Below are 24505 nucleotides of genomic sequence, written 5' to 3'. Positions count from 1 at the left end.
GGGCCGCAGTCCGGGAACCCGGTGTGCGTGACTCGGGAATCGGCCGTGAACACTGCTCACGGAACGGAGCATGCTCAGCGCGTCGATAGACTTCACGATGGCCGTTCAGGCCAACGCAGCACCGCGGATCCCGACGCGCAAAGGAGTACGCCCGCATGGACACCGGACTCGTCACGACGCTCATCGTCGTCGGAGTGGTGGTGGTCGTCCTGGTGATCATCGGGATCTACCTCTGGGTGACGTACAACTCCCTCGTCACGCTCAAGGTCCGGGTCGACGAGGCCTGGAGCGACATCTCGGTGCAGCTGAAGCGCCGCGCCGACCTGATCCCCACCATCGTGGACACGGTCAAGGGGTACGCCACGCACGAGAAGGCGGTCTTCGACGACGTGACGAAGGCCCGCGCCGAGACCCTGTCCGCCGGTGACGCCGACACGGCCTCCACCGCCGAGGGGCACATGCAGAAGGCCCTCAAGAGCGTGTTCGCGGTGGCCGAGGGGTACCCGCAGCTGCAGTCGAGCCAGAACTTCCTGCAGTTGCAGTCCGAGCTCGTCGACACCGAGGACAAGATCCAGGCCGCCCGCCGCTTCTACAACGGTGGCGTGCGTGAGCTGAACACGAAGATCCGGGTGTTCCCGAACTCCACGTTCGCGAAGAACCGCGGTTTCTCCGAGGCCCCGTTCTTCGAGACGAACGAGCCGGCGGCCATCGCCGAGCCGCCGCGCGTCCAGTTCTGACCCCACCGTCGGATCCGACGTGTACAGCGCCATCGCGCGGAACAAGCGCAACACCGTGGTCATCGTCCTGGTGTTCCTGCTGATCATCGGCGCGCTCGGGTTCCTCGGCGGGTACCTCGCCGGCAACGTCTCGATCGGCTTCATCGTGCTCGTGGTCGCGCTCGGGTACGCGGTGCTGCAGTACTTCCTGGCGGCACGACAGGCCACCGCGATCGCCGGTGGAGTCGAGATCGACCGTGCCTCCGAACCACGGCTGTGGCGCACCGTCGAGAACCTCGCCATCGCGACCGGCATGCCGATGCCCCGGGTGTTCGTCATCCCCGATCCCTCGCCGAACGCCTTCGCCACCGGGCGTGACCCGGAGCACGCGGTGGTGGCGGCGACGACGGGGCTGCTCGAGCTCATGGACGACCAGGAGCTGCAGGGCGTGATGGCGCACGAGCTCGGACACGTCCGGAACTACGACATCCGGGTGTCCACGATGGTCTTCGGACTCGTCGTGGCCGTCGGCCTCATCGCCGACGTCCTGCTCCGCATCTCGATCTTCAGCGGCCTGTCCGGCGGGCGGAACCGCAACTCGGACAACGGCGGCAGCGCCAACCCGGTGCTGCTCATCGCCGGGATCGTCGCCGTCATCGTGGCCCCGATCGCCGCGGCCGGCGTGCAGGCGGCGGTGTCCCGGCAGCGCGAGTACCTGGCCGACGCGACGGGTGCGATGACGACCCGGCACCCGGAGGGCCTGGCCCGGGCCCTCGAGAAGCTCGGCGCGTACGGCCGACCGATGCAGACGCAGAACTCCTCGATGGCGCACCTGTGGATCGCCGACCCGATGCGCCCCGGTGTGATGGACCGACTGTTCTCGACGCACCCGCCGCTGCCCGACCGCATCGCGCGGCTGCGGGCGAACGCCGACCGGTTCTGACGGGTCAGCCGATGCCGTCGGCGACCGTGTCCTCGGCCGTCTCGATCGGTTCGGGGGTGTCCGCGTCGTCAGCGGACTCGTGCGGCACCAGGGGCACTCCGAGCGCCCCGGCGACGGCCGCAGCAGCGGTGCCTCGGTCGGTCACCTCGATCGCGCCGAGACCCTGCCAGCTCGCGGTCCGTCGCAGTGTGTCGGCGAGCCGCTCGGGGTCCAGGTGCTCGCCCGGCTCCTGCCACGCGGTCCGGACGCGGAGCACACCGCGCTGCCGGTCGCTCTTCAGGTCGATCCGCCCGACGAGCCGGTCGTCCTGCAGCACCGGCAGCACGTAGTAGCCGAAGACCCGCTTCGGCGCCGGCGTGTAGATCTCGATCCGGTAGTGGAAGCCGTACATCCGCTCGGCCCGCCGCCGGAACCAGACGACCGGATCGAAGGGGCTCAGCACCGCGTCCGCCGTCAGCTGCCGGGGGACCCGAGCCCCGACGTGCAGCCAGGCCCGCTCGCCCCAGCCCTCCACCCGCACCGGCAGGAGCTCGCCCGCGTCGGTGAGCTCGGCGATCGCGGTGGCCGTGTCGTCGGAGCGCAGTCGGTAGTAGTCCGCGATGTCCGCTCGGGTGCCGATGCCGAGCGCCCGTGTGGCCTGGCGCACGAGCTCGAGCACGGCGTCGGCACGCGGCGGGGCGGTCTCGAGGAAGCCCGCGGGCAGCACCTGCTCCGGCAGGGCGTACACCCGCTCGAACCCGGCTCGTCCGGCACTCACCGCCTCGCCCCAGCGGAACATCTGCTCGAGCCCGAGCTTCACGTCGCTCCACCCCCACCAGGGGCCGCGTCGCACGTTCGACTCGTGCTCCACCGCGCTCGCCCGCATCGGCCCCTCGGCCCGGAGCAGGGCGTGCAGTTCGCGCCGGACGGCAGCGGTCCGCGTGACGCCGTCGACCCGGGTGGGGCCGGCGTCCCGCTCCCGCAGGGCGTCCATCCGCCACCGGAACAGCCGCAGGTCGTCGCGGGGGATGAACGCCGCCTCGTGCGCCCAGTACTCGGTGTACGGGCCGGATCGGCCGAGCGTCAGCCGGTCGAGCGTCGACCGGTCGTACGCACCGAGCCTGGCGAAGAGCGGCAGGTAGTGACTGCGCTCGAACACGTTGACGGAGTCGATCTGCAGCAGCCCGAGCCGGCCGAACGCGGCGTTCAGCGCGCGCGTCGAGACCGGCTCAGCGGGTGGCCGTCCGAACCCCTGCGCGGCGAGTGCGACCCGGCGGGCCTCGGCGGCGGAGAGCGTCGACCTGGGCATGCCGCGACGCTACCGAACCCCGCCGACATGAGCGTCCACGAACGTATGCCGTATCTGGCACCTGACGGGAAGCACATCGATACACTCGGGCCATGGCATGGGGAAGCAAGCAGACACACCCCGACCCCGTGGTCGAGGAATCCGTCCCGGTCGGCGTGCGCATCGCCGGCGCGTGGTCGTGGCGGGCGCTCGTCGTCGTGGGCGTGATCGCCGTCTTCGTCTGGCTCGTCACCGTCTTCAGCGAGATCCTCATCCCCTTCCTGGTCGGCATCGTGGTCTCGGCGCTCCTCGTGCCGATCTCCAACTGGCTGCAGCGGCACCACGTGCCGAAGTGGCTCGCCGTCGTGATGAGCCTGCTCGGCGGCATCGCGGCGCTCGGTGGCCTGATCTGGCTCGTCGTCGACCAGATCATCGCGTCCTACCCGTCCCTGCGTGACCGGACGGTCGACCAGTACGCGAACATCAAGGACTTCGTCCTGAGCTCCGGGTTCGGCATCAGCCAGTCCGACGTCAACGGCTGGCTCGACGACGGCACGAAGTGGCTGCAGGACAACTCCGCGTCGATCCTGTCCGGGGTCGCCAGCGCGGGTTCGGGTGCGACGCACGCCTTCGAAGCGCTCTTCATCATCCTGTTCACCACGATCTTCCTGCTGATCGACGGCAAGAACGTCTGGCGCTGGTCCGTCCGGCTGTTCCCGAAGAAGGCCCGCGCAGCGGTGGACGGCGCCGGTGTCGCCGGCTGGATCACCCTGACGAGCTTCATCCGTGTGCAGATCTTCGTCGCCTTCGTCGACGCGGTCGGCATCGGCCTGGGCTCCTTCATCGTCGGGCTCTTCTTCGGCGGCATGCCGCTGGTGATCCCGATCGCCGCGTTCGTGTTCCTCGGCGCGTTCATCCCGGTCGTCGGTGCCATCGTCACGGGCTTCCTGGCGGTGTTCGTCGCGCTGATCTTCAACGGTCCCCTCGCGGCGGTCCTGGTGCTCGGCGTCGTCCTGCTGGTCCAGCAGATCGAGGGTCACATCCTGCAGCCGCTCGTCATGGGCAACGCTGTCAAGGTCCACCCGCTGGCGGTCGTCCTCGGTGTCACCGCGGCCTCCGGGCTCGCCGGCATCGCCGGAGCCTTCTTCGCCGTGCCGCTGATCGCGACGCTGAACGCCATGGTCACCACCATCGCGAGCGGACGCTGGCGGCGGCTCGACTCTGACCACGTCCTCGAAGCGACGCCGAAGCGCGGGCAGCACGGGCAGATCCAGTTGCTCCGACGACGTCGGCACAAGGTCGGGGACGACGTCCCGGCACCGGGCGTCGACTCCGGTCCCTCGGCCGAAGAAGACACCGCCAGCACCAACTGAGCGTCACACGAGTTCGCCGCGGGGCCCCGGAACGACGATGATGGGGGAGTGACCGACACCAGCGCCTCCCCGCACACGCTCGCCGCGATCCCGACCCTCGCGGACATCGAGGCGGCGCGCGAGACCATCAAGGGCGTCGCACGCGTCACCCCGATGGAGACGTCGCAGTTCCTCGCCGAGCTGCTCGGGTCGCCGGTGCACCTGAAGTGCGAGAACCTGCAGCGCACCGGTGCCTACAAGGTGCGCGGTGCCTACAACCGGCTCTCGACCCTGTCCGCTGAGCAGCGCGCCAAGGGCGTCGTCGCCGCGAGCGCCGGCAACCACGCGCAGGGTGTCGCCCTCGCCGCCCGCGAGCTCGGCATCCCCGCGACGATCTTCACGCCGGTCGGGGTCGCCCTGCCCAAGCTGCAGGCCACGCGCCACTACGGCGCCGACGTCGTGCTGCGCGGCCACTCCGTGGAAGAGGCGCTGAGCGCCGCGAAGGACTTCGCCGCCCACACCGGCGCCGTGTTCATCCCGCCGTTCGACCACCCGGCCGTGATCGCCGGGCAGGGCACGCTCGGCCTCGAGATCATCGACCAGGTGCCGGACGTCGACACCGTCGTCGTGCCGATCGGTGGCGGCGGCGTCATCTCCGGCATCGCGCTCGCCGTGAAGGGCATGGCCGAACGGCTCGGACGGCCGATCCGGGTCATCGGCGTGCAGGCCGAGAACGCTGCGGCCTACCCGTCGTCGATCACCGCCGGCGAGCCCGTCACCATCACCACGAAGCCGACCATCTCCGACGGCATCGCGGTGGCGCGCCCCGGCGACCTGAACTTCCCGATCATCCGCGACCTGGTCGACGACATCGTCACCGTCTCGGACGACGACACCGCCCGAGCACTGCTCGTCCTGCTCGAGCGCGCCAAGCTCGTGGTCGAGGCAGCGGGGGCCGTCGGCGTCGCCGCGATCATGTCCGGTGCCGTCCGCGACACCGGCCGCACCGTGGTGCTGCTGAGCGGCGGCAACATCGACCCGCTCATGATGGAGCGCGTGATCACCCGCGGGCTCGTCGCGGCCTCGCGCTACATCGGCATCCGCATCATGCTGCCGGACCGTCCTGGTCAGCTCGCCCGCGTCGCGCAGGTCATCTCGGACGCCGGCGCGAACGTGGTCGAGGTGCTGCACACCCGCCACGGGCAGGGCCTGGTCATCAACGAGGTGGCGCTGGACCTGTCGATCGAGGCGCGCGGCCCCGAGCACGCGCAGGAGGTCATCCAGCGCCTCCACGAGGTCGGCTTCCGCCCGGAACTCCTCGAGCACTAGTCCGCGACGATCCACGAGTCGTTCGACGCGTGGACTGTCGGAAATGCGGTGCGCGCTCTGGGCGCGACCAGCTGACAGACGGGAGGCCCGTGGCGGTGTCGCCACGGGCCTCCCGTCTGCAGTGGGCCGGGTCTACGGCTCGTAGCGCTCGATCTTGACGACCTCGACGGCGATCTCCTTGCCGTTCGGCGCCGTGTACGTGGCCTTGTCGCCGGCCTTGAGGCCGACGATGGCCGCGCCGACGGGGCTGACCGGGCTGTAGACCGTCAGGTCCGAGCCCTCGGCGACGATCTCGCGGCTGCCGACCAGGAAGGTGGACTCGTCGCCGGCGATGACCGCCGTGACGACGGTGCCCGGCTCGACGGTGCCGTCGAACTCCGCTTCGCTGACGGTGGCGTGCTTCAGGAGCTCGGTGAGGACGCGGATGCGTGCCTCGATCTTGCCCTGCTCGTCCTTCGCGGCGTGGTAGCCGCCGTTCTCCTTGAGGTCGCCCTCTTCGCGAGCGGCCTCGATGCGGCGCGCGATCTCGGCACGGCCCTCGCCGCTCAGCTCGTCGAGCTCCGCCTTGAGACGGTCGTGCGCCTCCTGGGTCAGCCAGGTGACCTGCGTGTCGTTGCTCATGTTCTGTCCCTTCGACCATGAAAAAACGAGACCGGCCGAGTGGTCGGTCTCGAGAGGCGAATCAGGACAGTCTAGGGAATCCAGCAGTCGTGGATCAAGCCGGTCACGCCCCGCGTCGTCGTGGTGACCTGCGTGGAGATGCTCCGGCTGCGCTGTTCGGACGCCGGCACGGTGATCTCCTTCCAGCCCACGATCGAGTAGCTCTTGTCGAGGACCTGCACGGCGCACTTCGCCTCGACCCCCGGGTCGACGGACACCTGCGAGTGGACGACGGTGCTGTGCTCGGACAGCACCTCGTACCCGATGACGTCCTGGTCGAGGCCGCGGTCGGACTGGTCGAGCCCGGCCCAGATCACCCACGCACCGAAGACCACGACGACCGCGATGGCCGCGACGATCGCGAAGAGGCGGCTGCGGCGCTTGCGGGCCGGGGTGCGGCCGTAGCGCTCGTCGAGGGTGGCGGTCTGGTGCTGTTCGGACAGTTCGGGGCTCCCGGGGTGGATATCCTGATCCCAGGGTAGTTCACGCGATGCTGTGCGCTGCCCGCGTCCGACGCCGCTCACCCGCAGTGAGGAACCCCACGTGCCCTACCGTCTGCTGGCCGTCCACGCCCACCCCGACGACGAGTCGAGCAAGGGTGCCGCGACCGCCGCGAAGTACGTGGCCGACGGGCACCAGGTACTCGTCGTGTCCTGCACCGGTGGCGAGGCCGGCGACATCCTGAACGACCAACTCGGCGAGCCGGCCACGAGCCGTGCCCACCGTGACATGGCCGGGTACCGCCGCACCGAGATGGCCGCGGCGCAGCAGGCGCTCGGCATCGACCACGTGTGGCTCGGCTACCACGACTCGGGGCTGCCCGACGCCGAGAAGGGCGAGACGGTCCGGCCGGGCACGTTCTCCACGGTGCCGCTCGAGTACAGCACCGAGGCCCTCGTCCGCGTGATCCGCCGGTTCCGCCCGCACGTGCTCGTCACCTACGACGAGAACGGCGGCTACCCGCACCCCGACCACATCCGCACGCACGAGGTGTCGATGGCCGCGTGGTCCGCCGCCGCCGACCCGTCGGCGTACCCGTCCGCCGGTGCCCCGTGGTCGATCGCGAAGCTCTACTACGAGCGCACGATGAACCCGCGCCGCTTCAGCACGATCTTCGAAGCCCTGCAGGAGCGCGACCCGGACAGCCCCGCGATCGAGCAGCTGCGCGAGTGGGTCGAGCGGTTCGCCGACCGGCCCGACCTCGCCACCACCCACGTCGACGTGCACGAGTACTTCGACCAGCGTGACGCCGCACTCCGCGCGCACGCCAGCCAGGTCGCACCGGACAGTGCCTTCTTCTACTGGCCGAACGACCTCCTCGCGACGGTGTGGCCGACCGAGGACTACCAGCTCGTGGAGGCACGCGTGCCGACCGAACTCCCGGAGACCGACCTGTTCGCCGGGATCCCAGCCGACAAGGAACCGACCTCGTGAGCACCATCGCGGCGGCACTCGCCGCCACCCCCAGCCCCAGCCCCTCGGTCGTCCCCGACGTCGACGTCACCCCGGGTGTCGTCGGGTTCATCGCGATCGCACTCGTCGCGATCGTGACGATCCTGCTCGTGGTCGACATGACCCGACGCATCCGTCGGACCCGCTACCGTGCCGAGGTGCGTGAGCGGCTCGAGGCCGAGGCGAACGGCACCGCGGGCGACGGCACCGCGACGGACGAGCCGGAGCGGCGGGCGGCCGAGGACGGCCGAGCCGACGTCGGCGACGACACCGAGCGCGGCTGACGCGACCGGGTACTGACTGGAGGCCCGTGGCGATCCCGCCACGGGCCTCCAGTCCGCCTCGTGCGCACCTGCCGGAACCGGGCGTACCTGGTCGAATCGGGCGTACCTGGTCGGAACTTTCTGGTGAGTACGCCCGGAACCACCAGGCATCGCACGCGTTCTGGGAAGGAACGTGCGACGGTCAGCGCACCGGGTCCAGCGCGACGATGAGCACGCCGACCCACTGCGCGCCGAAGGCCACCACGGTCAGGGCGTGGAACACCTCGTGGAACCCGAACTGCGTCGGCACCGGGTTCGGCCGCTTGAAGCCGTAGACCAGGGCGCCGATGATGTACGCGACGCCGCCGGACAGGATGAGCACGGTCATCGGGACGCTCGCCGCGAAGAACTGCGGCAGGAGCCCGAGGGCGGCACACCCGAGCACCAGGTAGATCGGCACGTACAGCCAGCGGGGCGCGTTGATCCAGAGCACCCGGAACGCGATGCCGAGCGCGGCGCCCGACCACATCACCCAGAGCACGACGACCATGAGCGTGTGCGGCAGGGCGCAGATCGCGACGGGTGTGTAGGTGCCGGCGATGAGCAGCAGGATGTTGGTGTGGTCGATGCGCTTCAGCACGGCCTTCACCTTCGGCCCCCACGGGAACCGGTGGTAGGTCGCGGAGACGCCGAACATCGCGAGCGACGTCGCCATGAACACCGCGCTGCCGACCTTCGCCGCGGTGCTGTCGGCGAGGGTGATCAGGACGATCCCCATCGCGATCGCGAACGGGAACGCACCGAGGTGGATCCAGCCGCGCCAGGCCGGACGGGGTTCGGCGGCGGTCGTGGTCGCCGACGCCTCTTCCGTGAACGGGACGTGGGGGAGTGTTCCGGTCTCGTGCTCGTCCTGCATGGTCCCGACCATAGGGCCTGGCCCCGAACGACAGCCACGTGTCCGCAGAGCGGGAGCCTCAGGGATCTGGTGTCGGTGGTGCACTACGCTCGGTGCGTGACCGGGACGGCGGGATGGACAGGGCGAGGGATCCTCTACCGCGCCTACCAGCGCCGGATCCGCCGCCAGCTCGAGGGGGCAGCGAAGCCCAAGCACGTCGCCATGATCGTGGACGGCAACCGCCGCTGGGCGAAGCAGCTCGGGCTCGAGTCCGCCGCACACGGCCACCGCGCCGGCGCCGCGAAGATCCCGGAGTTCCTGACGTGGTGCGACGACCTCGGCATCGAGGTCGTGACGCTGTACCTGCTGTCCGCCGACAACCTGACGGGTCGCGGCGGCGAGGAGCTCGAGGAACTCGTCGGCATCATCGCCGACCTCGCCGGGGTCCTGGCCGACAACCGTGACTGGCGCGTGCAGCACGTCGGGTCGAACGAGGGGCTGCCGGACAACCTGGTGACCGCGCTCGAACAGGCCGAGCATCGCACCGCCGGCCGCACCGGCCTCCACGTCAATCTGGCCGTCGGGTACGGCGGCCGTCGTGAGATCGCGGACGCCATGCGCAGCATCGTGCAGGCGCACGGCGCGGGCGGTGGCACCATCGACACCCTGGCCGAGGTGCTGACGCCGGAGCTCATCGGCGACCACCTGTACACGCAGGGCCAGCCCGACCCCGACCTGGTGATCCGGACCTCGGGCGAGCAGCGGCTCTCCGACTTCATGCTGTGGCAGAGCGCGCACAGCGAGTTCTACTTCGTCGAGGCGTTCTACCCGGACCTGCGCGAGGTCGACTTCCTCCGGGCGGTCCGCGACTTCGGGCTCCGGTCGCGTCGCTTCGGTGGCTGACCAGCCACCTCCCGCACCGGGTTCGTCGGCGGAGCCGCGTCCCAGTAGGCTCTCAGGGTTCAACCCTGTGAAAGGTGCACCACCTGTGAACATCGACGAGTACGCCGCCGGCTTCTCCGAAGACCCCGGTTACCTCGACCACGCTGCGTTCGGCCCCGTGCAGACCGCCGTGCTCGAGGAGCAGCGTGTGCTCGGCACCATCCAGGCACACATGCGCTTCGGCGCCATGGAGACCCTCGACGAGCAGGACGCCCGCGTCCGCACCGTCGCCGCCCGCCTGGTCGGCCGCCGCGAGGACCAGGTCGTCTCGCAGGCCGCGACGACCCCGGGCCTGCTGCACACCGCCTTCGGTCTGACCGGGGGTGTGCTCGTGTCCGCCGACGAGTACCCGTCACTGCCGCTCGCGCTGGCCAGCGCCGCCTCGGCCACCGGTGGACGGGTACAGCCCGTCGTCATCGAGTCGGGTGCCGGCTGGGTGACCCCCGAGCTGATCCGCGAGCGTCTGTCCGACGAGGTGACCGCCGTCGCGGTGTCCCTGGTCGACTGGCGCACCGGCTACCTGACCGACCTCGCCGCCATCCGCGAGGTCATCGGCGACCGCCTGCTCATCGTCGATGCGATCCAGGGCTTCGGCGTCGTCGACGCCCCGTACGAGGTCGCCGACGTCGTCGCCACCGGCGGGCAGAAGTGGTTGCACGCCGGGTGGGGCACCGGGTTCGTGGCGTTCAGCGACCGCGCCCTGAACCGGATCCGTCCGGCGCTGTCCGGCCCGCACGGCACGTCCGGCTGGCCCACCGAGGTCCCCGCGGTGCGTCCGGGGGCCGCCGGCTTCCAGATGTCCCGCATCGACCCGGTCGCGCAGGCCCGGCTCGCGGTGTCGCTCGAGCGCCTCACCGCGGTCGGCGTCGCCGCCGTGCAGGAGCGGGTCACCGACCGCGTCGAGCGCGTGTTCGCCATCGCCGACGAGTTCGGGCTCGAGGTCGAGTCCAGCCGCGACCCGGCCGAGCGCGCCGGCATCGTGGTGCTCCGGCCGACGCAGGGTCGCGTGACGGCCCTGTCCGCCGCGATGCACAACCACGGCGTCACCGCGACCACGCGGCTCGGCGTCGCGCGGGTGTCCGTGTTCCCGTCGACCACCGACGAGACCCTGGACATGTTCCGCGACGCTTGCGTCTCGTACGCCACGATGCAGTAGCAGCGGCTGGGCTGCTGCGCTTGCTGCCTCCCGTCCGCGTCCGGCGAGCGGTCACGACACCCCGCTCACGTCCGCCGAGTGGTCACCACCTGTCGCCTGGCGCCGTCGCACCCGACGGTTCGTGACCACTCGGCGCTGCGCGCGCGACGATTCGCGACCACCGGACGGACTGGAGGCGCGGTGCCAGGCCGCCACGGGCCTCCCGTCCGCGTCCCGCGAGCGGTCACGGCACCCCGCTCACGTCCGCCGAGTGGTCACCACCTGTCGGCCGGCGCCGTCGCACCCGTCGGTTCGTGACCACTCGACGCCACCGCCGCGCGCGGCGTCGCGAGCCGCGCTCGCGTTGTTCACGCGACCGTAACTCCGGAAACCGCGTGTCGCTGTCGGGGTGTCGGGGGCCGGACGTACGTTGTCCCCATCGGGCACCGCGCCCGATCGAAGCGGCCACAGTCGGTGCTTCGGGACCCGCTCCGTGGCCGCGTTCGAGGACAGGACCGGGCCCGTCGCGGCCCGGGGATGGAGTGGTCGTGACCTCTCAGAACGTCTCTCGCGGAGCACAGCAGCAGCACACCGCGGACTCGTCCACATCGGTCGCCCAGCGCACGTACGTGCTCGACACATCGGTGCTCCTCAGCGATCCGCGGGCCTTGTTCCGCTTCGCCGAGCACGCCGTGGTCCTGCCCGTGGTGGTCGTCAGCGAACTCGAGGCGAAGCGCAACGACCCGGAGATCGGGTACTTCGCCCGGCAGGCCCTCCGGCTGCTCGACGAACTGCGCATCGAGCACGAGCGGCTCGACTTCCCGATCGCGATCGGCGACGGCGGCTCGTTCCGCGTCGAACTGAACCACTCCAACCAGTCCGTCCTGCCGTCGGGTCTGCAGCTCGGCGACAACGACTCCCGCATCCTCGCCGTCGCGTCGAACCTCAAGAACGACGGACTCGACGTCGTGGTCGTGTCGAAGGACCTGCCGCTCCGGGTCAAGGCGTCCTCGATCGGCATGGCGGCGGAGGAGTACCGCGCCGAACTCGCGGTCGACTCGGGCTACACCGGCATCGCGGACCTGCAGGTGTCCGGCGAGCAGATGTCCGACCTGTACGAGAAAGAGGAGATCCGGTCCTCGAAGCTCGACGGCGTCCCGGTGAACACCGGCGTCGTCATCCACTCCGAACGCGGATCGGCCCTCGGCCGCGTGCACGTCGCCGGCGCCGTCGCACTGGTGCGCGGCGACCGCGAGGTCTTCGGCCTCCGCGGGCGCTCGGCCGAGCAGCGGCTCGCCATCGACGCGCTGCTCGACTCCGAGATCGGCATCGTCTCGCTCGGCGGCAGCGCCGGCACGGGCAAGTCGGCGCTCGCCCTGTGCGCCGGACTCGAAGCGGTGCTCGAACGGCAGCAGCACAAGAAGATCATGGTGTTCCGGCCGCTGTACGCGGTGGGCGGGCAGGACCTCGGCTTCCTGCCCGGCGACGCCGGGGAGAAGATGAACCCGTGGGCGCAGGCCGTCTACGACACCCTCGGTTCAGTGGTGTCGGACAACGTCCTCGACGAGGTGGTCGAGCGCGGCCTGATCGAGGTGCTGCCCCTGACCCACATCCGCGGCCGCTCCCTGCACGACGCCTTCGTGATCGTCGACGAGGCGCAGTCGCTCGAACGGAACGTGCTGCTCACGATGCTCTCCCGCATCGGTCAGAACTCGCGGGTCGTGCTCACCCACGACGTCGCGCAGCGCGACAACCTGCGGGTCGGCCGGCACGACGGGATCGCGTCGGTCATCGAGCGGCTCAAGGGGCACCCGCTGTTCGCGCACGTCACGCTGACGCGGTCCGAGCGCTCCGCCATCGCCGCCTTGGTCACCGACCTGCTGGACTCGCCTGACCTGGTGTAGCGCGCGTCGAGCCGTCCGTCCTGGGGGCGCGCCAGGAGCGTCGCGCTAGTTCGGGTGGGTCATGCTCAGGACGTCGAGCGCCTCGTCGAGCTGCGCCTCGGTGACCTCGCCGCGCTCGACGTGGCCGAGGGCCACGACGGCTTCGCGCACGGTCATGCCCTCGGCGACGGCGTACTTCGCGACCTTCGCCGCAGCCTCGTAGCCGATGACCCGGTTGAGCGGGGTGACGATCGACGGCGAGGACTCCGCGAAGGCGCGGGCACGCTCGAGGTTCGCCTGCAGCCCGTCGATGGTCTTGTCCGCGAGCACCCGCGAGCTGTTCGCCAGCAGGCGGATCGACTCGAGCAGCGCCGTGCCCATCACCGGGATGGCGACGTTGAGCTCGAACGCACCCGAGGCACCGGCCCAGGCGATGGTGGCGTCGTTGCCGATGACCCGGGCGCCGACCATCAGGGTGGCCTCGGGGATCACCGGGTTCACCTTGCCCGGCATGATCGAGGAGCCGGGCTGCAGGTCGGGGATGTGCAGCTCGCCCAGGCCGGTGTTCGGACCGGAGCCCATCCAGCGCAGGTCGTTGTTGATCTTCGTCAGGCTGACGGCGAGCACCTTGAGCGCACCGGAGGCCTCGACCAGGGCGTCACGCGCGCCCTGCGCCTCGAAGTGGTCGACGGCCTCGGTGATCGGCAGGTCGGTGTCGCTCGCGAGCTGGGCGATGACTCGCTGGGGGAACCCCTTGGGGGTGTTGATGCCGGTGCCGACCGCGGTGCCGCCGAGCGGGACCTCGGCGACGCGGGGGAGCGTCGCCTGCACCCGCTCGATGCCCAGGCGGATCTGGCGGGCGTAGCCGCCGAACTCCTGCCCGAGGGTGACGGGCGTGGCGTCCATCAGGTGCGTCCGGCCGGACTTCACGGCGTCGGCCCAGAGCGTGGCCTTCGCTTCGAGTGATTCGGCGAGGTGCTCGAGGGCGGGCACGAGGGTGCGGAGGAGCGCCTCGGTCACGGCGACGTGCACCGAGGTGGGGAAGACGTCGTTCGACGACTGCGAGGCGTTGACGTGGTCGTTCGGGTGGACCGCCGAACCCGCGATGTCGGATGCCAGTGTCGCGAGCACCTCGTTCATGTTCATGTTCGACGACGTGCCGCTGCCGGTCTGGTAGACGTCGACCGGGAACTGGTCGTGGTGCTGGCCGCCGATGATCAGGTCGGCGGCGCCGGCGATGGCGTCGGCGACGGCGGGCTCGACGATGCCGAGTTCACCGTTCACGATGGCCGCCGCACGCTTGATCCGTGCGAGCGCCACGATCTGCGCCGACTCGAGCCCGGTGCCCGAGATGGGGAAGTTCTCGACGGCGCGCTGGGTCTGGGCACGGTAGAGCGCCGACTTCGGCACCCGTACCTCGCCCATGGTGTCGTGCTCGATGCGGAACTCGGTCGGGGTGGTGTCGGTCACGTCGTCGTGGTCCTTCCTGGGGTGCTCGCCGGTCGCGGTCGCGCCGGCCCGTGCCTGCGCCCCGGGGTCGCCGGGGCGGTCGTCGTCGGGGTCGCTCTTCGTCTGGCTCGGTCGTCGTCGGGTCGGTCAGACCTGGCCGACGACGGTGTCGATGGTGACTTCTCCGGTGGCGAGGTCGTACGTCGCCCCGACGACGGCCAATCTACCCTCGGCCACGGCGTCGGAGACCGCGCCGGAGCGCTCGATCACCTGGCGGAGGGTGGCTTCGAGGTGTGCGGCGCCGACGGCTTCCTGCGGGAGCTCGGCGTCGGTGAGTCGGACCTTCTCGACGCTCGGGGCGATCGCGTCGACGAGGGCCTGCAGGTGCGGGGCGGGGACGGGCTCACCGGAGCGCGCTGCCGCGACGGCACCGCACCGGGTGTGCCGGAGCACGACGACCAGGGGCGTGCCCAGGGCGACGACCGCGAACTCGATCGAGCCGAGCACGACGTCGTCGACGATCTGGCCGGCGTTGCGGATGGCGAACAGGTCACCGATGCCGGCGTCGAAGACGTGCTCGAACGGCACCCGCGAGTCCGAGCAGCCGAGGACGGTCGCGAACGGCGACTGCGATCCTTCGAGCTCGGTGCGGCGGTCCGGGTCCACGCGGCCCATCCGGCGCTTGTCGGCGGCGAAGCGGGCGTTGCCGTCGACCAGCAGGCGCAGGGCGTCGGACGGGGTGGAGGCGGCGCGGTCGGGCATGGGGCTCCTCGGTTCGGGTGGGACGGGGTGGTGACTGGCGGGGCGGTGCCCGTCGTCTACTCGGTCAGTTCTCGGGAGACGGCGGTCGCGACGGTCCGGAACGCCTTGTCGTCGGCGGTGCCGGAGAGCACGATCGTGTTCTTGCCGAACGTCGAGACGAGCGAGTACGCGTGGTTGCCGGCATCGGTGCCCTCGGCGCGGCGGTCGTAGACGGTCCACTCCGTGTCGCCGATGGTGCGGTCACCGGTGGACGGGCGCTGGTCGAGCTGGTTCGACACCCACGAGGCGTTGGCGTCGATGCCCTGCTGCAGCCCGAGGTACTGCTTGTCCGGCGTCACGAAGCCGACGGTCCAGACGTCCACGCCGTCGGTGGTCTTGCTGGCGAAGTCCGCGCGGTTGGCGCTGTAGCCGTCGGGCAGCGGCGGCGCCACCAGGGTGACGTCGTCGACGTTCGCCTTCGCCGCGATCTGCTGGTAGTCGACGGTGCGGTCCACCGTGGTGTCGGGCCGGACGACGACCGCCACCAGGAACAGCACGATGCCGAGCGAGGCGATGAGCGCGATGACCAGGTTGAACGCGGTCTGGTGCTGCCGGCGGGCGGTCCGGGCGGCGTCCTTACGGGCCCACGTCTCCTCTGCCGTCTCGGGGCGACCGAGCTCGGCGACGATCGGGCGGCCGTTGGCGTCGGTCATCGGCCGGCGCCGTCCTGGGCGTCGCTGGCGGCACGGGCCGCGTCGAGCCGTGCGCGGGCGCCGACGAGCCACTCTTCGCACCGGGCGGCGAGGGCTTCGCCCCGTTCCCAGAGCGCCAGCGAACGCTCGAGGGTCGCGGAGCCCTGTTCGAGCTCGCTCACGACGCGCACGAGTTCGTCGCGGGCCGCTTCGTAGCTCAGCGACTGGACGTCGGTCTGGTCGGGTTCCTGCTGGGATGGCACGGGTCGATCCTACCGAGCGTCCACCGACGATCCGTCGCCCGGACCCACGCTGTGGAGAACACCCGTGGTGGTCAGGAGCCGTCCGGGCCGGGGCCGTCCGGTTCGAGCGTGCCCGTGGCCGTGCCGGCACCGAGCGTGACGTGCACCGGCGTCGCTCCGGACAGGTCGTCGGTGCCGCGGACCACACCGCCGTCGGCACGCTGCACGATGGCGTACCCGCGGCGCAGGGTGTCGCGCGGCGAGAGTGCCCGGAGCCGGGCGGTCAGGTGCCCGACCTCGGAGTGCCCGCGCTCCAGTCGGCGGTCGAGCAGTTCGCGGGCGCGGGACAGGTCGCGGGCGACCTCTTCCGCACGGGTGTCGACGAGCCACGCGGTCGACGCCAGGGCCGGGCGCGACCGCAGCGCGGCGAGCCGGTCGGCCTCGACCGACAGCGTGTGCGAGAGCCGGAGCCCGAGCCGAGCGCGGGCTGCCCGCACGTTGGCGAGCTCCTCGGCGACGTCGGGCACGACTCGCTTGGCGGCGTCCGTCGGGGTCGAGGCACGGAGGTCGGCGACCTCGTCGAGGATGGGGCGGTCGGCCTCGTGGCCGATCGCCGAGACGATCGGGGTCGACGCCGCGGCCGCCGCGCGGACGAGCCCTTCGTCGCTGAAGCCGAGCAGGTTCTGGAAGTCGCCGCCGCCGCGCGCGATGATGATGACGTCGACCTCGGGGTCGGCGTCGAGCTCGAGGATCGCCGCCGTGACCTCGCCCACGGTCCGTTCGCCCTGCACGGCGGTGTGCACGGTGCGGAACTCCACCTGGGGCCACCGCAGCTGCGCGTTCCGCTTGACGTCCTTCTCGGCGTCGGAGTCCTTGCCGGTGATGAGGCCGATGCGGTGCGGCAGGAACGGCAGACGCCGCTTCCGGGACGGGTCGAACAGCCCCTCCTCGGCGAGGGTGCGGCGGAGGCGCTCGAGGCGTTCGAGCAGGTCACCGAGCCCGACGTGCTTCATCTCGACGACCTGCATGGTCAGCGAGCCGCCCTTGACCCAGTAGTTCGGCTTGAGTGCGGCGACGACCCGGTCGCCCTGCTTGATGTCCGCCGGCACCCGGGAGCGCACGCTCGACCAGATGGAGAACGACACGGTGGCGTCGACCTCGACGTCCTTGAGCTTGCCGTACACGTTGCCGCCGGCGACGTTCCACTGCGTGATCTCGCCCTCGACCCACGCGGTGCCGAGTCGGTCGATCCAGTCGCGGAGCTTCGCGCCGAGGAGCGCCACCGGCCACGGGTTGTCGGCCGTCGGCGGGCCCTGTTCGATCGCCATGTCGCTCCTCGTCCTGCTGGGACGTCCATCGTGCCCGAGACCGGTGACAGGCGACGGACGTCGTGTTCTCCACAGGCACCCCGCGCGCCCAGGTCGCGTGCGTGCCGCTCACCTATCATCGGGGACGTGACGATCACCAACGGCCACACGGTCCCGCTCGCCCCGCCGCGTGTGCACGCGGCACGGGGTCGACTGCGTGACGAACCGGTCGCCGGCCCCAAGAAGGTGCTGCTCGCAGCCCCCCGTGGTTACTGCGCCGGGGTGGACCGTGCGGTCGTCGCGGTCGAGAAGGCGTTGGAGCAGTACGGCGAGCCCGTCTACGTCCGCAAGCAGATCGTCCACAACGTGCACGTGGTGTCGACGCTCGAGCAGCGCGGTGCCGTCTTCGTCGACGACGTGGCCGAGGTCCCCCGGGGCTCGCACGTCGTCTTCAGCGCGCACGGGGTGTCGCCGGCCGTCGTCGCGGGTGCCGCCGAGCGCGACCTGCACGCCATCGACGCCACCTGCCCCCTCGTCACCAAGGTCCACCGCGAAGCCACCCGGTTCGCCAAGGCCGAGCGCACCATCATCCTGATCGGCCACGCCGGCCACGAAGAGGTCGAGGGAACGATGGGGCACGCCCCGGACCGCACGATCCTGGTGAACGGTCCCGACGACGTCGCCGCGCTGTCGGTCCCCGACCCGGACAACCTCGTCTGGCTGTCGCAGACCACGCTCAGCGTCGACGAGACGATGGAGACCGTGCGGCTGCTGCGCGAGAAGTTCCCGGCCATCCAGGACCCCCCGTCGGACGACATCTGCTACGCCACCCAGAACCGCCAGGTCGCGATCAAGAAGGTCGCGCCCGGCGCCGACCTGGTGATCGTGGTCGGCTCCGCGAACTCGTCGAACAGCGTCCGCCTCGTCGAGGTCGCGCTCGAGCACGGTGCCCGTGCCGCCCACCGCGTCGACTACGCGGAGGAGATCCAGCAGGAGTGGCTCGACGGTGTCGAGACGGTCGGCGTGACCAGCGGTGCGTCCGTGCCGGAAGAACTCGTGGCCGAGGTGCTCGAACAGCTCGCCGACGCCGGCTACGCCGCCGTCGAAGAGGTCGTCACCGCACACGAGGACCTGATGTTCTCGCTCCCCAAGGAGCTCCGCACCGACGCCTCGGGCAACCCGACGCGCGCGCTCGGCGGGCGTCGGGCATGAGCGGCTCGGACGGCTGGTCCTCGGTCCCGCGTCGCGACCCGGCGAACCACGGCGACGCCGGCGCTGGTACCGGCCAGGAGGCCCGGGGTGCGTCCGCGACGTCGGCCGCCGGTCCCGCGAACGGTCGGCCCCAGGGCCGTCCCGCCCCCGGGTACGGCGAGTACGCGCCAGAGGGCTGGGTGAACCCGGTCCTCGTCGAGCAGGAACGCCAGGAGCGGGAGCGTCAGGCACGGGAGCGGCAGGACCAGGTCCCCGCCACCAGCGTGCGCGACGCTGCTCCGAGCGACGGCGTCCGCGGCGACCGCGCCGGTGCGGACGCTCGCTCCGGTGCAGTCCCTGCCGGGGCGCAGCGGTCGATGGCCCGCAGCCGGTTCGGTCGCACACCGGCGGACTTCGTGCTCACCGTCGGGCTGCTCGCCTTCGGACTGGTCTCCGTGGTGCAGTCCCTGTCCGTGGGCGAGGTCGCCTCCACCGTGCGGCGCACCCTCGAGACCCAGTACACGGCGCTGAACGACCCGAGTGCCCTGAGCACGGCGGCCGCCATCGCCGCGATCACCAACGTCGTCGTCTTCGCCCTGGTCGCCTGGTGGTCCGTCCGTCGGCTCCGCGCACGGAAGCGGACGTTCTGGGTGCCGCTGGTCGGCGCGGTCGTCGCCACGGCGATCAGCACGATCGCGTTCGTCGTCGTGGTCATGCAGGACCAGGCCTTCGTCGACTTCATGCTGCGACAGTCCGGCGCCTGACCGCCTGACCGCCTGACCGCCTGACCGCCTGACCGCCGGGCTCACGGCGCCGGCATCCGCGCGCCGAGTGGTCGCAACACGCCGCGGCCCCGCCGTCGAGTGGTCACGAAGTGTCGTCTCGCACCGGCGCAACCGACACTTCGTGACCCATCGACCCTGCGCGTGCGGGGAGTCGTGACCTCTCGGCAGCCCGTCCGTCGGCCAGTCGCGTGCCGGTGTCCCTCCGGCGAGCTTCGTCAGCCTCGCGGGCGAGCGCAGCAGCCACCGCCGAGTGGTCGCAACACGCCGCGGGCCCGCCGTCGAGTGGTCACGAAGTGTCGTCTGGCACCGGCGCAACCGACAGTTTGTGACCCCTCGGCCCTCCGCGTGCGGGGAGTCGTGACCACCTCAGCCAGCCGACACCAGCCGGAGGTCAGCCGGCCAGGAACGCCGCGACCGCTCCGTGCAGGGCAGCCAGGTCGTCGACGTGCACGAGCTCCCGGATCGAGTGCATCGAGAGCAGCCCGACGCCGATGTCGATCGTCGGGATTCCGAGCCGGGTCGCCGCGATCGGGCCGATGGTCGAGCCGCCGGGGATCGTGTTCACGTTGACGAACGGCTGCCACGGCACACCGGCGGTCTCGCACGCCGCTGCCCAGACGGCCTCGCCCTTCGCCTCGGTCATGTAGCGCTGGTTCGCGCTGATCTTCAGCAGCGGACCGGCTCCAGGGCGCGGACGGTTCGTCGGGTCGTGCTTCTCCGGCTGGTTGGGGTGCACCAGATGCCCGGCGTCGCTCGACAGCAGCCACGACGCACGGAATGCCCGGGCGGCTTCGGAGCGGGTGGCGCCGAGGCCCTCCTGCACACGGCCGAGGACGTCCTCGAGGAACGGACCACCGGCACCGGACGGCGTCGACGACCCGATCTCCTCGTGGTCGAACGCCGCGAACACCGGGATGTGGTCACCGTCGGTCGGAGCGTCCACGATGCCCCGGAGTCCGGCGTGCACGCTCGTCAGGTTGTCCATCCGGCCGGACGCCAGGAACTCCCGCTCGATGCCGATCCGGGCCGGCGCCTGGGTGTCGGCGAGGAACAGGTCCCACGACACGGCGCCCTCGCCGAGCCGGGCGAGCAGCCACTCCACGACGGAGGTCCCACCGGCGTCGCCGTCGACCCCGACGATCGGCAGGGTGTGGCGCTGGCGGTCGATCTCCTTGCCGTCGTTCACCCCGCGGTCGAGGTGGATAGCGAGGTTCGGGATGCGGGCGACGGCGTCGGTGCTGACGAGCCGCACGCTGCCGTCGGCGTCGACGACCCGGCCGGCGATCCGCAGATCACGGTCGAACCAGGTCGACAGGAGCGCGCCGCCGTAGACCTCGACATTGAGCTGCTCCCAGCCCCCGGTGCGCACGCCGGGGTTCGGCTTCACGCGGAAGCCGGGGGAGTCGGTGTGGGCGCCGAGGATCCGGAACGGCGTCGTCGGGACGGCGCCGTCGGGCAGGCGCCACGCGATGACGGCGCCGTCGCGGACCACCACGTACGCACCGGGTTCGGTCGGCCAGGCGTCGAGCTCGGACAGCTCGGTGAACCCGGCTGCGACGAGACGGTCACGGGTCGCCGCCGCCGCGTGGAACGCGGTGGGCGACTCGGTGACGAACTGGGCGAACTCGGAGGCGATGGCGTCGACGGTCACCCGCCCATCGTGGCACGCGGTGGAGGCGACCCGACGCAGAACGGGGCGCGTCCGTCGGACGCACCCCGTTCCTCCAGGCCGGTGGACCCGGCCGGAAGGACCTGCTCAGCCCTTGGCGTGACCGGCCGAGCCGAGGACCTTCGCGGCCTCGACCACGCGGGCCGCCATGGCGGTCTCGGCGACCTTGCCCCAGGCGCGGGGGTCGTACTGCTTCTTGTTGCCGACCTCGCCGTCGATCTTCAGGACACCCTCGTAGTTGCGGAACATCGAGTCCGCGATCGAGCGGGTGAACGCGTACTGCGTGTCCGTGTCGATGTTCATCTTGATGACGCCGTTGCGGACGGCCTCGTGGATCTCGTCGTCGGTCGAGCCGGAGCCGCCGTGGAAGACGAGGTCGAGGGGGTTCTCGCCGGTGCCGTGCTTCGCCGCGACGGACGCCTGGATCTCGCCGAGGAGCTCGGGGCGGAGCTTGACGTTGCCCGGCTTGTAGACGCCGTGCACGTTGCCGAAGGTGAGCGCCGCGATCCAGCGGCCCTTGTCGCCCAGGCCAAGCGCGTCGACGACCTTCTCGACGTCGTTCGGGGTCGTGTAGAGCGCGTCGTTCGTGCCCTCGTGCTGGACGCCGTCCTCTTCGCCGCCGACGACGCCGATCTCGACCTCGAGGATCGCGTTGATGTTCCGCGTCTTCTCGATCATGGTCTTCGCGATCTCGATGTTCTCGTCGAGCGGCACGGCCGAACCGTCCCACATGTGCGACTGGAAGATCGGGTTGCGACCCTGCCGGACCTCTTCCTCGCTCGCCGCGATGAGCGGCAGGACGAAGCCGTCGAGGGCGTCCTTCGGGCAGTGGTCGGTGTGCAGCGCGACCGTGATGTCGTAGTTCTTGGCGACCTCGTGGGCGAACTTCGCCATCGCGAGGGCACCCGCTGCGCGGTTCTTGATGGTGTGGCCGGCGAAGTAGTCGGCACCGCCCGTCGTGACCTGGAGGATGCCGTCGGAACCGGCCTCCTGCAGGCCCTGGAGGACCGCGTTGATGGTCTGCGAGGAGGAGACGTTGACCGCGGGGTACGCGAACTTGCCCGCCTTCGCGCGTTCGATCATCTCGGCGTACTGTTCCGGCGTTGCGATGGGCACGTGGATCTCCTTCGACTTCGGTGATGTCCCCGCCGATCGTAGTCAGCCGGACTGGAGGCGCGGTCCGGGTTACGCGGTCGGCTCACGTCCGGCGTGCACATGCGTGCACGGGCCCGGTGTCCGGACCGTCGGTCGGCCGCCGGTCGGTAGGCTCGGGTCGTGACTCCCACGACTGAGACCGGCTCCCTGTTCCTCCAGCCCGACCGCAACCTCGCGCTCGAGCTCGTGCGTGCGACGGAGGCCGCCGCGATCCGTGCGCAGCCGTGGGTCGGGCGTGGTGAGAAGAACCTCGCCGACGGCGCCGCGGTCGACGCGATGCGCAAGTTCCTCGGCACGGTGAACTTCGACGGTGTCGTCGTCATCGGCGAGGGCGAGAAGGACAACGCCCCGATGCTCTACAACGGCGAGCACGTCGGCAACGGTCACGGTCCGGCCTGCGACATCGCGGTCGACCCGATCGACGGCACCTCGCTCACCGCCGCCGGCCGCCAGAACGCCATCTCCGTCATGGCCGTGTCGGACCGTGGCTCGATGTACGACCCCTCCGCCGTCTTCTACATGGACAAGATCGCCGCCGGCCCCGAGGGTCGCGGTGTCCTGGACCTCGAGAAGCCGATCGGTGACAACATCCGCGCGCTGGCGAAGGCCAAGGGCAAGGACCTCGAGGACATGGTCGTCGCCGTGCTCGACCGCCCGCGCCACGACGAGCTGATCCGCGCCATCCGCGCGACCGGTGCCGGCACGCGTCTGCTGCTCGACGGTGACGTCGCCGGTGGCATCGCCGCCGCACTGCCCGGCTCGACCATCGACATGTGCGTCGGTGTCGGCGGCACCCCCGAGGGCATCATCACGGCGTGCGCGATCAAGGCGCTCGGCGGCGTGATCCTCGGCAAGCTCCAGCCGAAGGACGACGAGGAGCGCGAGCGCGCCATCGCCGCCGGCCACGACCTGGACAAGGTCCTCGACCAAGACGACCTGGTCACGGGTGACAACACGTTCTTCGTCGCCACCGGCGTCACCGACGGCGTCCTGGTCGACGGTGTCCGTCGTTCGCGCGGCGTCATCCACACCGACTCGCTCGTGCTCCGCTCGCGCTCGAACACGATCCGCCGCATCCAGGCGGACCACCGTGCGGAGAAGTGGTTCTAGGCCGGACGATCGTCCGCCGCTTCGGGGCGTCGCCGGTCTTCCGGCGGCGCCCCGTTGTACGAGCCCTTGCGTAGGCTCGACGCATGACTGCGACAACGGCACGGATCGTCGGACTGGACACCGCGGGCATCCGCACGCTGCACGCGGAGGCGGACGGCACGGCCGACCGGCTGCCGCACGTCGTGCCGGTGGCGCCCGACCTCGGCGTGATCCTGGCGGACGAGGACGGCGCGATCCTCACCGCGCCGGCGCTCGCCGAGATGGGCTGGGCGGACGACGACGTCCTGCGTGCAGCCGTCGCCGCCGCGCAGGAGCAGGCCGGAGGCGACGTGGCGGTGATCCAGCCCGGAACGATCGTCATCCAGGACCCCGACCTCGCCGTGGTGCTCGTACTCGCACCGCAGGCGTTCCAGGGCATCGAGTTCCGCGGCAGCGCAGTGGTCTTCCCGGTCGCGCCGACGACGTTCATCGTCACCGGCGACCAGGACGAGGACGGGCTCCAGGTCGCGGCCGGTGTCGCCCAGCAGATCCTGGCCGACGACGAGGGCGAGGTCCTGAGCGGACCGCCCATGGCGCTGCGCGGTGACGGGTGGGTCCGGTTCGAGCACCCGTCACTCGACGGCGAGCTCCGGACGATCCGCGCGCTCTGGACGGCGACCGCCGCGAACCTGCAGCAGGACGCCCTGCAGGAGTCGTTCGACCGGCGGGGCGAGGACGTCCACGTCGGTGCGGTCTCGGTCGCCCGGCTCGCCGAGGACGACCCGGCCTTCTCGTACTCGTCGTGGACCGAGGACGTCGAGACCGTCGTCGCCGCGGTCGACACGATCGTGCTCGTGACCCTCGACGGGCAGACGCAGCCCGTGCCGTTCGGTCGGCTGCGGGAGCTGGCCTCCGGGTTGATCGAGGAACTCGAGGTCCGCCCGACGCGCTACCGGCTCCGCGGTTTCCCGGACCTCGAGTCGGTCCGCGCGGCCCTCTGACGGGTCGACCCCGGTCGGTGGCACTCGTCCCCGTCGCTGCCCCCTGATATGGTCACACTCGCGCGCTTGTGGACAACGGCGCGAGAGATCGGACCTGGGGAGGAATGATGGGGCGGCCGTCGGGGTGGGACGTTGTCGATCAGGGTGATGATCCGGTCAAGGGTGATCCGTCGACGTTGCGGATGATGGCGCGGGAGTACCAGCGCATCTCCGACGCGGCCGATGACGCCTCGACCCGGCTGAAGTCGGTGAAGGGGTCCGGGTGGCTGACCGACTGGGAGGGTGAGGCCGCTGATGTGTTCGTCGACGCGATCGAGGACACCCCGTCGGACCTGACCAAGCTCGTC

At 71.0% G+C, this 24505-nt stretch carries 25 protein-coding genes; 14 read left to right on the top strand and 11 right to left on the bottom strand.

The genetic code is table 11. The features are described from left to right. The first annotated feature begins 155 nt into the window (after positions 1–155). Both DEJ05_RS17045 and DEJ05_RS17040 read left to right on the top strand, forming a co-directional pair. Complete coding sequence (locus DEJ05_RS17045) at positions 156–737, top strand: LemA family protein (RefSeq protein WP_027464499.1); 582 nt, start codon at positions 156–158, stop codon at positions 735–737. 19 nt (positions 738–756) lie between these two features. Then, positions 757–1659, top strand: coding sequence for a M48 family metalloprotease (locus DEJ05_RS17040; RefSeq protein ID WP_071406122.1), 903 nt, complete (start codon positions 757–759; stop codon positions 1657–1659). A gap of 4 nt (positions 1660–1663) precedes the next feature. Here the strand turns inward: DEJ05_RS17040 and DEJ05_RS17035 are convergent, their stop codons facing one another. Then, entirely contained in the window at positions 1664–2947 is a 1284-nt protein-coding gene (locus tag DEJ05_RS17035; protein ID WP_111029596.1) for a winged helix-turn-helix domain-containing protein, read from the bottom strand. A gap of 92 nt (positions 2948–3039) precedes the next feature. Between DEJ05_RS17035 and DEJ05_RS17030 the strand changes: the two genes are divergently transcribed. Together DEJ05_RS17030 and ilvA are read left to right on the top strand one after the other, a co-directional pair. After that, positions 3040–4299: an AI-2E family transporter gene (locus DEJ05_RS17030; RefSeq protein WP_258376181.1), complete on the top strand. Its 1260-nt coding sequence runs from the start codon at positions 3040–3042 to the stop codon at positions 4297–4299. Positions 4300–4347: 48 nt separating this feature from the next. Further along, a complete protein-coding gene (gene ilvA / locus DEJ05_RS17025) occupies positions 4348–5607 on the top strand; it encodes a threonine ammonia-lyase (protein ID WP_071406124.1) in 1260 nt (419 codons plus the stop codon). Between the two features lie 132 nt (positions 5608–5739). Here ilvA and greA read toward each other — a convergent pair whose 3' ends face one another. Both greA and DEJ05_RS17015 read right to left on the bottom strand, forming a co-directional pair. Beyond that, the gene (gene greA, locus DEJ05_RS17020; RefSeq protein WP_017886739.1) at positions 5740–6228 is read right to left on the bottom strand and encodes a transcription elongation factor GreA; all 489 of its coding nucleotides are present in this window, start codon (positions 6226–6228) and stop codon (positions 5740–5742) included. A 71-nt stretch (positions 6229–6299) separates the two neighbouring features. Continuing rightward, entirely contained in the window at positions 6300–6791 is a 492-nt protein-coding gene (locus DEJ05_RS17015) for a DUF4307 domain-containing protein (RefSeq protein ID WP_017886738.1), read from the bottom strand. A 19-nt stretch (positions 6792–6810) separates the two neighbouring features. Between DEJ05_RS17015 and mca the strand changes: the two genes are divergently transcribed. Both mca and DEJ05_RS17005 read left to right on the top strand, forming a co-directional pair. Then, the gene (gene mca / locus DEJ05_RS17010; protein ID WP_027464504.1) at positions 6811–7701 is read left to right on the top strand and encodes a mycothiol conjugate amidase Mca; all 891 of its coding nucleotides are present in this window, start codon (positions 6811–6813) and stop codon (positions 7699–7701) included. Next, a complete protein-coding gene (locus DEJ05_RS17005) occupies positions 7698–8003 on the top strand; it encodes a hypothetical protein (protein ID WP_017886736.1) in 306 nt (101 codons plus the stop codon). Before mca ends, DEJ05_RS17005 begins: the two co-directional genes overlap by 4 nt. 181 nt (positions 8004–8184) lie before the next feature. On the opposite strand, the gene DEJ05_RS17000 is transcribed toward DEJ05_RS17005, so the two are convergent. Beyond that, complete coding sequence (locus DEJ05_RS17000; protein WP_258376180.1) at positions 8185–8898, bottom strand: hemolysin III family protein; 714 nt, start codon at positions 8896–8898, stop codon at positions 8185–8187. Positions 8899–8994: 96 nt separating this feature from the next. On the opposite strand from DEJ05_RS17000, the gene DEJ05_RS16995 reads away from it, so the two are divergent. The 3 genes from DEJ05_RS16995 (at position 8995) to DEJ05_RS16985 (ending at position 12858) form a co-directional block, all read left to right on the top strand. Then, entirely contained in the window at positions 8995–9780 is a 786-nt protein-coding gene (locus tag DEJ05_RS16995; protein WP_111111201.1) for an isoprenyl transferase, read from the top strand. 85 nt (positions 9781–9865) lie between these two features. Next, entirely contained in the window at positions 9866–10975 is a 1110-nt protein-coding gene (locus DEJ05_RS16990; RefSeq protein ID WP_071406125.1) for an aminotransferase class V-fold PLP-dependent enzyme, read from the top strand. A 521-nt stretch (positions 10976–11496) separates the two neighbouring features. Beyond that, positions 11497–12858 (top strand): PhoH family protein, encoded by a 1362-nt coding sequence (locus DEJ05_RS16985; protein ID WP_175330838.1) that lies wholly within the window; start codon positions 11497–11499, stop codon positions 12856–12858. A 45-nt stretch (positions 12859–12903) separates the two neighbouring features. Here the strand turns inward: DEJ05_RS16985 and DEJ05_RS16980 are convergent, their stop codons facing one another. The 5 genes from DEJ05_RS16980 to xseA form a co-directional block, all read right to left on the bottom strand. After that, complete coding sequence (locus tag DEJ05_RS16980) at positions 12904–14307, bottom strand: aspartate ammonia-lyase (RefSeq protein ID WP_111111195.1); 1404 nt, start codon at positions 14305–14307, stop codon at positions 12904–12906. A gap of 126 nt (positions 14308–14433) precedes the next feature. Further along, complete coding sequence (locus tag DEJ05_RS16975) at positions 14434–15048, bottom strand: carbonic anhydrase (RefSeq protein ID WP_027464510.1); 615 nt, start codon at positions 15046–15048, stop codon at positions 14434–14436. 56 nt (positions 15049–15104) lie between these two features. Then, positions 15105–15740 carry a DUF4245 domain-containing protein gene (locus tag DEJ05_RS16970; RefSeq protein ID WP_071405755.1) on the bottom strand — a complete coding sequence of 212 codons (636 nt, stop codon included), beginning with the start codon at positions 15738–15740 and terminating at the stop codon, positions 15105–15107. Then, positions 15737–15982, bottom strand: coding sequence for an exodeoxyribonuclease VII small subunit (locus DEJ05_RS16965; RefSeq protein ID WP_111111193.1), 246 nt, complete (start codon positions 15980–15982; stop codon positions 15737–15739). The genes DEJ05_RS16970 and DEJ05_RS16965 overlap by 4 nt, the downstream gene beginning before the upstream one ends. Before the next feature lie 71 nt (positions 15983–16053). After that, on the bottom strand, positions 16054–17289 hold the full coding sequence (gene xseA, locus DEJ05_RS16960) for an exodeoxyribonuclease VII large subunit (protein WP_071405753.1): 1236 nt from the start codon (positions 17287–17289) through the stop codon (positions 16054–16056). 126 nt (positions 17290–17415) lie between these two features. Between xseA and DEJ05_RS16955 the strand changes: the two genes are divergently transcribed. Further along, positions 17416–18480, top strand: a complete 1065-nt coding sequence (locus tag DEJ05_RS16955; protein WP_081827167.1) for a 4-hydroxy-3-methylbut-2-enyl diphosphate reductase — start codon at positions 17416–17418, stop codon at positions 18478–18480. Further along, positions 18477–19223: a DUF6264 family protein gene (locus DEJ05_RS16950; protein WP_111111191.1), complete on the top strand. Its 747-nt coding sequence runs from the start codon at positions 18477–18479 to the stop codon at positions 19221–19223. The genes DEJ05_RS16955 and DEJ05_RS16950 overlap by 4 nt, the downstream gene beginning before the upstream one ends. A 412-nt stretch (positions 19224–19635) precedes the next feature. Here the strand turns inward: DEJ05_RS16950 and DEJ05_RS16945 are convergent, their stop codons facing one another. Together DEJ05_RS16945 and fbaA are read right to left on the bottom strand one after the other, a co-directional pair. Next, on the bottom strand, positions 19636–20895 hold the full coding sequence (locus tag DEJ05_RS16945) for a M18 family aminopeptidase (RefSeq protein WP_111029591.1): 1260 nt from the start codon (positions 20893–20895) through the stop codon (positions 19636–19638). A gap of 105 nt (positions 20896–21000) precedes the next feature. After that, positions 21001–22029 carry a class II fructose-bisphosphate aldolase gene (gene fbaA / locus DEJ05_RS16940; protein WP_017886723.1) on the bottom strand — a complete coding sequence of 343 codons (1029 nt, stop codon included), beginning with the start codon at positions 22027–22029 and terminating at the stop codon, positions 21001–21003. Between the two features lie 159 nt (positions 22030–22188). Between fbaA and glpX the strand changes: the two genes are divergently transcribed. The 3 genes from glpX to DEJ05_RS17925 all read left to right on the top strand — a co-directional run. Then, positions 22189–23178, top strand: a complete 990-nt coding sequence (glpX, locus tag DEJ05_RS16935) for a class II fructose-bisphosphatase (protein ID WP_017886722.1) — start codon at positions 22189–22191, stop codon at positions 23176–23178. An 83-nt stretch (positions 23179–23261) separates the two neighbouring features. Then, the gene (locus tag DEJ05_RS16930; RefSeq protein WP_111111189.1) at positions 23262–24158 is read left to right on the top strand and encodes a hypothetical protein; all 897 of its coding nucleotides are present in this window, start codon (positions 23262–23264) and stop codon (positions 24156–24158) included. A gap of 68 nt (positions 24159–24226) precedes the next feature. Next, the coding region (locus DEJ05_RS17925) for a WXG100 family type VII secretion target (RefSeq protein ID WP_181440754.1) at positions 24227–24505 on the top strand (279 nt) is incomplete at its 3' end.

Source organism: Curtobacterium sp. MCLR17_045 (assembly GCF_003234405.1).
Classification (GTDB): domain Bacteria; phylum Actinomycetota; class Actinomycetes; order Actinomycetales; family Microbacteriaceae; genus Curtobacterium; species Curtobacterium flaccumfaciens.
Note: the sequence above shows the minus strand (reverse complement) of the source record. Positions and strands in the feature narration are given on the sequence as shown.